Genomic DNA, 11,020 nt, shown 5'->3' with positions numbered 1-11,020 from the left:
CGCATGTTCAAATCGTGTCGTCCCGATACGCGCGGGTGTAGTTCAATGGTAGAACTCCAGCCTTCCAAGCTGGTAGCGTGGGTTCGATTCCCATCACCCGCTTACAGTTTCAAAACATACTCCTTATGCTGAGCATAGGGAGTTTGTTTTTTGTCATAACACAGTTTTTCCAAGGTGGAAATACGGGGCGGAAATAACCTGCAAATCTCCAGGAAGACGTTTGAGGCAAGATTGTTAGGGGATTAAAGCACAATTCAGAATCTTGAAAAGTCACGGCACTTTGGGTAGGGGCAGACAGAGCGGACCTTAATTGTTGGTGCAGCCACTCGTGAAGCGTGCTAGAGCTTGGTAACCCGAAAAGCCTGCGAAAGTGCAGGCTTTTTCTGCGTTTGTGGTCTATTTTTGGAAAAAGCCTGCAATTGCGCAGGAATTCCGACACAAATGGGTCTGAGCTCAAATATTCGCGAAAAAAACTGCACATTTGCAGGAATGTTTCGTTAACAAGCGTCTCAGCGACCTAAAAGCTGCACTTTTGCAGGTTTTTCCCCGCGCCTAAGCAAATGCGCTGCCTCCTGGCATGCCAGTGCTTCAAACGGTCTGGACGCTTTCGGTTTTTGTATCAGCTTTTAGCAAGTGGGCTGCGTGAGGCAGGGCACTCTCGATTGACTTGGCCGTTTGCACCTAGTATAGCGTCAGGTCTTGAATTGCGGATAATCGATCGATAGTTTTCAGAGTTTACTGCTAATCCGCCGATTTAAATCTGACTGCTTACTAGTCATACAAGCCCGCGGGGGCATATTCCGCGGGGCTTTTTTACGAAACTATCCGGTTTCGAATCGCGTATACAACCGCTTGTGTGCGGTCTTCGACGCCGAATTTTTGCAGGATTCGATGGACGTGGGTTTTTACCGTGCTTTCGCTGATATGGAGTTTGGCCGCGATTTCTTCGTTTCGCAATCCGTAGGCCATCTGCTGGAGAACCTCCATTTCCCGATCGGTAATGGTCTCAGTAATGTGGATATCCGCTGCACCGCTCGCATAAGAGGGTATGGCGGTTTGTACGGCTTGAGCGATGGCCTTGGCAGCTATCCCCGTACGAAATATAGCTTCTCCTCGGTGAGCGGATCGAATGGTATCGATCAGTTCGGCCGGATCGGCGTCTTTTAACAAATACCCGACCGCTCCCGAACGGATACTGTCGAATACATATTTCTCAAAATCAAATGTCGTAAGAATGACGACTTTGCAGTCGGGCTCTAAAGCTGCGATTTCGCGTGTTGCGTCGATTCCGCTGCATTCCGGCATCTGCACGTCCATTAGCAGAACGTGAGGTTTCGTACGGCTTGCCAGCGATACGGCTTCGCGTCCGCTGCCGGCGTCGCCGACTATACACATGTCTTCCTGAGCGTTGATGATATAGCTAAGACCTTGCCTGATTAAAGGCTGGTCGTCAGCAATCGCTACCCGAATCGTGGCTGAATTCATGGTTAACCTCCTAATTTGTCCGAGAAAGTGTTATCTGACTCCCCGATGTTTAGCTTTGTTGAACTTGAACACCACTACCTAGAGGAACGGCCACAATCAGTTCCAACCCGTGCGTTTTCCTCGGACGTATAAGAAAACTGCCCCCTGCTCTCTCGCACCGCGCTTGAATTCCCGAAAGACCGAATCCCGGCGAAGGCGGGTCAGGTCTGTCATAGTTCCCGTTGTCGCTGACGGTCATCGTGATTTCACCATGGTTCTCGTTCAGGTGAATATCAACATGAGAGGCTTTGGCATGGCGAATCACGTTGGTCAAAGCCTCCTGGAGAACGCGATAAAGCAATTCGGCGATTTCGACTCTCCATTGGTTGACCGGTTCATTAACGGAGAAGGCGATTTGAATACCGCTTTGATCCTGGACTTGTTTGACCAAGCTTTTCATTGCTACCAAACCGAGGTCTGCATCGTCGACGGCCATTTGGTGTACGACCGAACGCACTTCCTGCAAACAGCGGCGGGCTACTTCCAATACGGTTCGGACGGTATTGTCGGCTTCAGCGGAGTTCGATTTTAATACATAAGGAAGGGCCTGCAGTTGAACGATTACAGAAGTTAAGCCGTGCCCGATGCTGTCGTGTATATCTACGGCAATTCGATTCCTTTCCTCCAGGACCGCATAACGCAGCACGCGTGTGGTGGCTTCTTCCAAGTCTTGATGCGCTTGTTGAAGCTCCAAGTGGGCATCGGCCAATTGCGCATGGGCTTTTTTCAACTCTTCAAAATGGCGTGCGTTCATTTCTCTGGCAGCACGTTTCAATCGTGCTCCCCACAACAGTACATATAATCCTGCATGAATGACGGAGATGACAAGGATATCGTCAAAGCTCTTTTGCCGTACATAAAAGAAAATGAGGGCATCGGTTGCGATTATTCCAGCAATTATCGCAGCGGACACCGAACCGGGTAAGGATAACGCCGTATAGCCTACAAGATAGCTAATTAACGTGACGGCTGACTGATCGGCATCAAAATAGAGCCAATCGACAACAGTCAATATCCAGAGAGCAATGAGAGCGATGACCATACTGCGGTTCGCTCGCAGCCGTTTCGGCAGCCACACTAAAGTTACGTAAGACAGGCACAAAACAATCCCCAGCACGATTGAAACGAGGGACGAGAGGTTAATGGTATGCACCAGCGTGTACAGGATAAGCAGGCTCAGCGCAATAGCACGCGGCCGGGAAAATACTTTTTGCTTACATATTTCGAGCAGAACGGAAGTCTTATCCATGCAGCGGTCCTTTCCGCAATTATCCGGGTTTACGCGGTAAGGCGGCCGGAGTATACATCGCTGTACAATCCGGTCGCCCGCTATTTACCGTCGGCCCAATATTTGCTTGTATTTCAAATAGATCACATACCGGCGGGCGCATATCGTGCCGAGCGGAATAAGGAGCAGCGCCGTGGTCAGCGAGATTAACGCATGCTCTTTGCCCCAGTAGCCGGCCAGCATTCTTAGCAGCATGATGCCCATAAAAACGGCGACTCCGGCAACTGATCCCTGAGAAGTGATTTTTCCGGATGCAGGGTTTACGCGTACTGTTTCCAGCTTGCCTCTCCAAAAGCCGACAACCAGACCGAAAATCAAGCAGACTAGATAAAGCAGAAGCCGTAGCGGCGTCAACTCGGACTGCGCGATATTCGGGACGGTTTGCCATATGAAAAGGGCCGGCACAATCCACATTGTTGCAGGGCGCACTTCCTTTTCCCTCATCGATAGAAGTATAATAATAACGAGGATGATCAAGTAACTTGTCATCGTATTCATGGTTCGCCTCAGCCTCTCTTTGATTGTTATAGCACAAGTATATCGGCTCATGCCACATATGAAGTCCTTCGAGAGGTTGATTTTCGCTATGCCGCGTACTTCTAAAGATGGATACAGGGTTCAGGTCAAGGATGTGCCAAAAGCTTGTAAAATGGCGTTATATTCCATATTACCTCTATGCGCAACGGAGCATACTATACATAAATTACCACCGCCTAAATTGGGTCTTTTTTTATTTTGGCACTATATGAAGCTAAAGGATTGTGGTAAAATATTCTGTAATGGTTTTTTATAGATTAAAGCTTTAGAGCAACATAGCAGATAGATGAGGTGGAGAGTATGACAGAGAGCGGTATGACCTTACAGAAGCAGTCGACCAACAATTTGCTGCGCAGAGATGTACGCTTCTTGGGGCATATTTTGGGTGAAGTATTGGTGCATCAGGGCGGACACGAACTGCTTGATGTTGTGGAGAAAATCCGGGAGATGAGCAAATCGTTGAGGGCTCATTTTGTGCCGGAAATTTTTCAGGAGTTCAAGCACACGATCGGCTCGTTAGCCCCGGAAATTCGCCATCAGGTGATTCGGGCGTTCGCCATTTATTTTCAACTGGTTAACATTGCGGAGCAAAACCATCGTATTCGCCGTAAACGGGATTACGAGCGTTCATCGGGCGATTCGGTTCAACCGGGTTCGATCGAAAGCATTGTACAAGAATTGAAAAACAATCACGTTCCTTACGACGAGGTTCAGGAAATTTTACAATCGATTTCTCTGGAGCTCGTGATGACTGCCCACCCTACCGAGGCGATGCGCAGAGCCGTGCTGGATATCAATCTTCGCATCTCCGACGACATGATGAAATTGGACGACCCGATGCTTACTTACCGTGAGCGCGAGCAGCTCCGCGAGAAGCTTTTGGGCGAGGTTCTGAACCTTTGGCAGACCGACGAGCTTCGCGACCGGAAGCCTACGGTTATCGATGAAGTGCGCAATGGCCTTTATTTCTTTGATGAGACGCTGTTCGACGTGCTGCCTGAAGTTTACTACGAGCTGGAGCGCTGCCTGGGCAAATATTATCCGGAGCAGACATGGCACGTGCCGTCTTTCCTGAAATTTGGTTCATGGATCGGCGGGGACCGCGACGGCAACCCGTCCGTAACTGCGGACGTGACCTGGGAGACGCTGGGGCTTCATCGCCAGCTGGCCCTGCAGAAGTACGCGGAAATGTTAAAAGAAACTTTGGAGCACATGAGCTTCAGCAAAAATATAGTGGGCGTCAGCGACGAGCTGATATCCTCCATCCAGGAGGACAAGGAAGCGCTCGGCGAGATTCAGGACGTGTGGCGCAATGAAAAAGAGCCGTACCGGATCAAAGTGACCTATATGCTTGAAAAAATCCAGCATGCCGGCATCGCGCACGTTCCGGCTTCTCATAAATACAATAATCCTGAAGAATTCATTCAGGACCTGAAGATTATTGACGCAAGCCTGAGAAATCATTTTGCCGTATACGTAGCGGACAAATACATCAAAAAAATCATCCGCCAGGTCGAACTGTTCGGCTTCCATTTGGCTGCGCTCGATATCAGGCAGCACAGCAAAGAGCACGAATCGGCGATGACGGAGATTTTGGCGAAAATGGGCATCGTCGGCGATTACTCCAAGCTTGACGAGGAAGCGAAAATTAAGCTGCTGAGCGATATTTTGAACGATCCTCGGCCGATCACTTCGAATTACCTTGACTATTCCGAAGGCACCGAAGAGTGTCTGAGCGTCTACAGGGCTGTTCAGCAGGCGCAAAAAGAGTTTGGCCGCAATTGCATTACCAGCTATTTGATCAGTATGACGCAAGGCGCCAGCGACCTTCTGGAAGTGCTTGTGTTTGCGAAAGAAGCCGGACTGTACCGGAAGGAAAGCGACGGTTCCGTCACTTGTACGCTGCAATCCGTGCCGTTGTTCGAGACGATCGACGATTTGCACGCCGCTCCGGACATTATGTCGACGCTTCTGGCGATTCCGGCGTATAAAGCGAGTCTGGACCCGGTTACCCAGCTTCATGAGATCATGCTCGGCTACTCGGACAGCAACAAAGACGGCGGTGTTATAACGGCGAACTGGGAGCTCCGCATGGCACTGCAGGACATTACGGAAGCGGCGAAAAAATTCGGCGTGAAGCTGAAGTTTTTCCATGGCCGCGGCGGCGCGCTCGGGCGCGGAGGCATGCCGCTGAACCGCAGTATTTTGGCGCAGCCGGTCGAAACGCTGGGCGGTGGCATCAAAATTACCGAGCAAGGCGAGGTATTGTCTTCGCGCTACTCCTTGCAGGGCATCGCTTACCGCAGTTTGGAGCAGGCGACGTTTGCGTTGATTACGGCATCCAAATTGTCGCGTTCGCCGCAAAGGCACCCTCTGGAAGACAAGTGGGAAACGATCATGAAAGGTATTTCCGAGCGTTCGCAAACGAAATATCAGGATCTTATTTTCCGCGATGAAGATTTCCTGACATTCTTTAAAGAATCGACACCGCTGCCGGAAATTGGCGAGCTGAACATCGGTTCCCGTCCGTCGAAGCGCAAAAATAGCGACCGTTTTGAAGATTTGCGGGCGATTCCTTGGGTATTCGCTTGGACGCAAAGCCGTTACTTGCTGCCGGCATGGTATGCGGCGGGAACAGGTCTGCAAAGCTTTTATCAAGGAAAAGCCGAGAATTTGAATACGCTCAAGGAAATGTACGAAGAATGGTCATTCTTCCGTTCCATGATCGATAATTTGCAAATGGCATTGGCAAAAGCGGATCTGCTTATCGCCAAAGAGTACGGCAGCATGGTGAAAAAATCGGAGATCGCCGAGCGCATTTTCGGGCTGATCAAGGCGGAATACGAGCTGACCTCCTCCCTCATTTTGCAAATTACAGGGCAGGATGAAATTTTGGACAACGTTCCGGTTATTCAGGAATCGATCCGTCTGAGAAATCCGTACGTAGACCCGCTGAGCTATATGCAGGTTGAGCTGCTGACCGAGCTTCGCGCGCTGCAGGAAGGCAATGAAGACGACTCTGAACTTCTCAGAGAAGTGCTGCTTACGATTAACGGAATTGCCGCAGGGCTTAGAAATACGGGCTGATCGCGCCACATCATATACAGCGTGAGGTTAAAGCAGGAAAGGGAGTCGGGAGCCTTGACAGAAAGGGCGTCTCGACTTTTCCTGTGCTTATCGCAAGCAGCCCGCGGATAAGGAGAATGCACAGCATGGGGCGATGGTTGGCTATAGTTCTGGTCATCATTGGAGCGTCCAGCTACGGACTGCTCTCCTCTTTTATCAAAATGGCGTACGAGCAAGGTTTTGGCGATTCGCAAATCACCCCCGCGCAGATGACGGTGGGAACGTTATTCGTATGGATTCTGGTGCTTTTTCATAAGCCGTCGTGGATGAATCCTTTTAAAGGCCCATGGGTAAAACTAAGCTTGATTGGCATATTCGGCCTGGCGTTAACGACTATTTGTTACAATATCGCGATTTCCGAACTCAACGCTTCTTTGTCGATCATTCTTCTGTTTCAGTTTACTTGGATAACCATAACCATGGATTGCCTGGTGAAGCGCAGATTTCCCAGAAAAGCAGAAGCGCTTGCAATCGTCTTAATCATCCTTGGCACTTTGCTCTCGGTCAATATTTTTGAAACGGATCTGCGGCAGTTTAGCGCGAAAGGGCTCGTTTTCGGACTGTTGTCGGCCTTAACGTACAGCGTATTCCTCTTTTTTACGGGCCAAGTCAAAAGTTCCCTTCCGCCGCTGATGAAATCCGCCGTGATGCTGACAGCAGCTATTCCAGTCATGTATATCATTTATCCGCCTACCGTATTTGCCGCAGCGAACGGAGGGAGCCTCATTCTTTGGGGGCTGCTGCTTGGTTTCCTGGGGCAAGTGGTGCCGACTATAGCTTTCAATATCGGAATTCCCCGTATCGGGAGCGCTCTCGCGGCTATGCTTGGGTCCATCGAGCTGCCTGTTGCCGTAATTGCCGCATTTTTGATTATTGGAGAGCACGTGTCGGGAATTCAATGGGTAGGTATGGTTCTTATCTTGGTTGGAATAGTCGTTTCTGAAAACAAATCCTGATTGCAGCGTTTTATTTCTTACGGGAAACGAATTGTGATGAAGCCGGAGGATGCCTAAAGTGAATTTTGTAGAAGCACGATTGGCCAAGATGGCCAGGAACGGAGATCGGGGGGCTTTTGCCGAGCTTGTAGACCTGTACAAAGACAAGATCTTTCACCTGGCTTACCGGATGCTGAACAACAAGCACGAAGCCGAGGATGCGGTGCAGGAAACGTTTCTGCGGGTATACACGAATTTGCATAAATACGATGAGAATCAAAAGTTTTCGACGTGGATTTTTCGGATTGGTACCAATCTTTGCATAGATAAGCTTCGGCGAAGGAAAAATACGTATTCCCTGGATGCGGAAATGCCTGAAGGGGAGGGCGCCGATTATTACTCGCTGCTTCCCGGTCATGAAGAAACGCCTGAAAAGCAGGTCATCGTTTCCGAGACGAAGGAGCAGGTCCGCAAAGCGATCGAAACGCTGCCGGAGAAATATAAATCGGTGGTGATCCTGAGGTATCTTCACGATATGTCGCTTCAGGAAATCGGAGATGTCCTGGACATGCCGGTTACGACGGTCAAAACCCGAGTGCACCGCGGCCGGGAATATTTGCGTAAAAAATTGGAACAGGATGAACAATTTTCCGCACGGAACGTGCTCAGATGGTGAAACAAATTCGGAGCTCAAACGTATGGTATACCACATTACGCAAACGCAAAGAAAGGGGTGGCTGATGATGAATTGCAAGGAAGCCCTCCCGCTCATGCATGAATATCTGGATGGTGATTTACAGGGATCGGAGGCACTGGAGCTAAAAGAGCATTTGATCTCTTGCACGGCTTGCCATGCGTTATTCAAAGAGCTGGAGAGGACGGACGCGATTGTCAAATCGCTGCCGGCACTGCATGCGCCGGATCACTTGACCGCACTGATTATGAACGGACTTCCGCCTGCGAAAAAAAGCAATCCTTGGGTGAAATGGATTCGTCGGCACCCGGCTGCGTCCGTTGCCGTCGTTTTTGTTGCCGTGATGTTCGGAAGCTTCATGTCGATGTGGAACGAAGACCAGCAAATGATGGTAAAAGGCAACGATCTGGAGGACGTTGTGATTCAGGGGGATACGGTGATCGTGCCCCAAGGCCATACCGTCAAAGGAAATCTTGTCGTACAGCGCGGGAAACTGCAGGTTGAAGGCGATGTCGCCGGCAATTTGACCGTGATTGACGGTACGCTGAATTTGGCTTCGACCGCACATATCGCTGGCCAGGTGACGACCGTAGATCAGGCTGTGAGCTGGGTCTGGTATAAGCTCGGAGAATTTGTAGACATGTTTTCCAAATGAAATAGAAGCGTCTTCTTTTCCGGCCGCGACCGGGATTGGAGGCGTTTTTTTTCATTTTCTGAACCTTTTCCGGATTTTGAACGTCAGGAAAGGAGAGGTCGATAGATCAATGGTTCATATTATGTTATGATCTATTTATAGAGAGAAAAAGCGCGCAGTTGTTGGGGGAATCATGGATGGATTTACTCACGGGCATCTCGATTAAGGATATTATCGATATCCTGATCGTCAGCTATGTGATTTATAAGCTCATACTGCTCGTTCGCGGGACAAGGGCCATACAGCTCATGAAGGGCATTCTGGTCATTGTTTTCACTTGGGCCATCAGCATCTGGTTCAAGCTAAGCACGCTGCAGTGGATGGTCAATCAAGCTTTTACGTTCGGGGTACTGGGCGTTATTATTATATTTCAGCCGGAGCTTCGCCGCGCCCTGGAGCAGCTTGGCCGGGGCAAGCTGTTCAGCCGGTCTTCGTCCGAAGAGGACCATGACGTGAACAAGCGGATCAGCGAAGTGATTCGGGCCGCCCACTATTTGGCCAAACGCAAGATCGGCGCCCTGATCGTATTCGAAAAGGAGACCGGGCTCACGGACTACGTGGAATCCGGCATTGCCATAGAAAGCAAAATCAGTGCGGAGCTGCTGATTAATATATTTATACCGAACACGCCGCTTCACGACGGAGCTGTCATTTTGCGCCAGAATCAGCTGATGGCCGCGGGCTGTTATTTGCCGTTGTCCGAGAACCCTTTTATCAGCAAGGAGCTGGGAACGCGGCATCGGGCGGCGATCGGCATGAGCGAGGTTTCGGATGCCATGTGCATCGTCGTTTCGGAGGAAACCGGGCAAATTTCATTGACGATGAACGGCCATATCGTGAGGGATATTAAAGAGGAATCGCTCATCAGCAAATTGTTTGAGGAATTGAAGCCGAAGACGAAGGCAAAAGAGAAAAACCCTTTCTTGAAATGGAGGGGACGTTCGAATGGATAAGTGGCTGCGGAATACGAATGTGGTGCGCGTAGTCGCCCTCTTGATCGGGATTTTGCTATGGATCGTTGTACATACGGAAGAAACGAATGTTTCGGGTACGTCGCTTCTCAGAGATCGGGAGGAAACGATTAATAACGTCGCCATTACGACCAGATACGACGAAAGTCATTTTTATATTTCAAAAATGGATCCGGCCAACGTGCAGGTTGTGCTGCGCGGCAAAGATGCCGCCGTGAAGAAAGTGACGACAAGCAACAATTACAAGATCGAGCTTGATCTTACGCAGGTTGGCGACGGCGATCACAACCTTGCGCTCAAGCCGATAGGATTTCCTTCGGACGTCGATGTGGAAGTCATTCCGAAGACCGTAAACGTCGTCATAGAAGAGAAGCAAATGAAGGAAGTTCCTGTCGTCATCAATGTCAAAGGCACGCCGGCTTCGGGGCTCAAAGCGGGGCAGCCGATTGTGAAGCCCAACAAAGTCTACATTACCGCGCCGACGAGCAAGCTGGAGCAGATCGAGAATGTCCGCGGCGACGTTTCCGTGGATAAGGCCCAATCTGCGGTTACGAAGCAGGTCAGGTTGCAGGCTTTTGACAAGGAGGGCAAGGAAGCTGCGGTTGACATGAATCCGCCGGTCGTCGATGTGGAGATACCGATTACGAGCCCGTTCCAGACGGTTCCTCTGCAGTTGAAGGCAAGCGGAGAGCCTGCCAAAGGCTTCGCCATCGCCTCGATCACGCAGACGCCGGATAAGGTAACCATTTATGGCTCGCAGGACGTCGTCGACCACCTTGAGTTCTACCAGGGACCGCAATTCAGTGTGCAGGATATGAATGAGACCAAAGAATATTCACTTGATATCCCGCTCAGGAATAAAGTAACTCAGGTAGACCCGGCTAAAGTAACGGTGCATGTAGAGATTGTACCGTCGGTTACGAAACCGATATCGAACATACCGCTGACCATCATAGGCCAAAACGAGAATTACAATACGAAGGTGGTCGTACCGGAACCAGGGCAAATCGAATTGACGGTGGAAGGGGCTCCCGCCATTATCGATCTGATCAAGACCCAGGATATTCAGGCGATTGTCGATGTCAGCAATTTGCCGCCTGGAAAGCATGAGCTGAACGTATCGCTCAACCTTCCGACCTTTGTGAAGAAGGGTGCTCCGCAAGATATTAAGGCGACTGTCGAAATTAGTGAAAAAACGCCGCCTAAAACAACAACAAATCCATAATGCTCGCAGATGAAGAGGGGAAAACA

Annotated in this window: 9 protein-coding genes and 1 tRNA gene; 7 read left to right on the top strand and 3 right to left on the bottom strand. The window is 50.1% G+C overall.

Annotation, left to right across the window (positions count from 1 at the left end; all coding sequences use genetic code 11):
• Positions 1-31: 31 nt before the first annotated feature.
• Positions 32-102, top strand: a tRNA-Gly gene (locus AC6RNO_RS15935).
• Positions 103-813: 711 nt separating this feature from the next.
• Here the strand turns inward: AC6RNO_RS15935 and AC6RNO_RS15930 are convergent.
• The 3 genes from AC6RNO_RS15930 to AC6RNO_RS15920 all read right to left on the bottom strand — a co-directional run bounded on the left by AC6RNO_RS15930 (position 814) and on the right by AC6RNO_RS15920 (position 3,310).
• Positions 814-1,485 carry a response regulator gene (locus tag AC6RNO_RS15930; RefSeq protein ID WP_474684864.1) on the bottom strand — a complete coding sequence of 224 codons (672 nt, stop codon included), beginning with the start codon at positions 1,483-1,485 and terminating at the stop codon, positions 814-816.
• 49 nt (positions 1,486-1,534) lie between these two features.
• Positions 1,535-2,773 (bottom strand): histidine kinase, encoded by a 1,239-nt coding sequence (locus AC6RNO_RS15925; protein ID WP_497106015.1) that lies wholly within the window; start codon positions 2,771-2,773, stop codon positions 1,535-1,537.
• 84 nt (positions 2,774-2,857) lie between these two features.
• Entirely contained in the window at positions 2,858-3,310 is a 453-nt protein-coding gene (locus AC6RNO_RS15920; RefSeq protein WP_497106014.1) for a CcdC protein domain-containing protein, read from the bottom strand.
• Positions 3,311-3,649: 339 nt separating this feature from the next.
• Between AC6RNO_RS15920 and ppc the strand changes: the two genes are divergently transcribed.
• The 6 genes from ppc (at position 3,650) to AC6RNO_RS15890 (ending at position 10,994) form a co-directional block, all read left to right on the top strand.
• Positions 3,650-6,436 carry a phosphoenolpyruvate carboxylase gene (gene ppc / locus AC6RNO_RS15915; RefSeq protein ID WP_497106013.1) on the top strand — a complete coding sequence of 929 codons (2,787 nt, stop codon included), beginning with the start codon at positions 3,650-3,652 and terminating at the stop codon, positions 6,434-6,436.
• Positions 6,437-6,561: 125 nt separating this feature from the next.
• On the top strand, positions 6,562-7,431 hold the full coding sequence (locus tag AC6RNO_RS15910; protein WP_474684860.1) for an EamA family transporter: 870 nt from the start codon (positions 6,562-6,564) through the stop codon (positions 7,429-7,431).
• Positions 7,432-7,489: 58 nt separating this feature from the next.
• On the top strand, positions 7,490-8,086 hold the full coding sequence (gene sigW, locus AC6RNO_RS15905) for an RNA polymerase sigma factor SigW (RefSeq protein ID WP_488438480.1): 597 nt from the start codon (positions 7,490-7,492) through the stop codon (positions 8,084-8,086).
• A gap of 22 nt (positions 8,087-8,108) precedes the next feature.
• Positions 8,109-8,759 (top strand): zf-HC2 domain-containing protein, encoded by a 651-nt coding sequence (locus AC6RNO_RS15900; protein ID WP_497106012.1) that lies wholly within the window; start codon positions 8,109-8,111, stop codon positions 8,757-8,759.
• A 176-nt stretch (positions 8,760-8,935) separates the two neighbouring features.
• On the top strand, positions 8,936-9,751 hold the full coding sequence (gene cdaA / locus AC6RNO_RS15895) for a diadenylate cyclase CdaA (RefSeq protein ID WP_497106011.1): 816 nt from the start codon (positions 8,936-8,938) through the stop codon (positions 9,749-9,751).
• Positions 9,744-10,994 (top strand): CdaR family protein, encoded by a 1,251-nt coding sequence (locus AC6RNO_RS15890; RefSeq protein WP_474684856.1) that lies wholly within the window; start codon positions 9,744-9,746, stop codon positions 10,992-10,994. The genes cdaA and AC6RNO_RS15890 overlap by 8 nt, the downstream gene beginning before the upstream one ends.
• Positions 10,995-11,020: the final 26 nt, after the last annotated feature.

Source organism: Paenibacillus sp. sgz302190 (assembly GCF_059820445.1).
The sequence above is the reverse complement of the archived record's forward strand: the minus strand, read 5'-3'. Positions and strand labels throughout refer to the sequence as shown.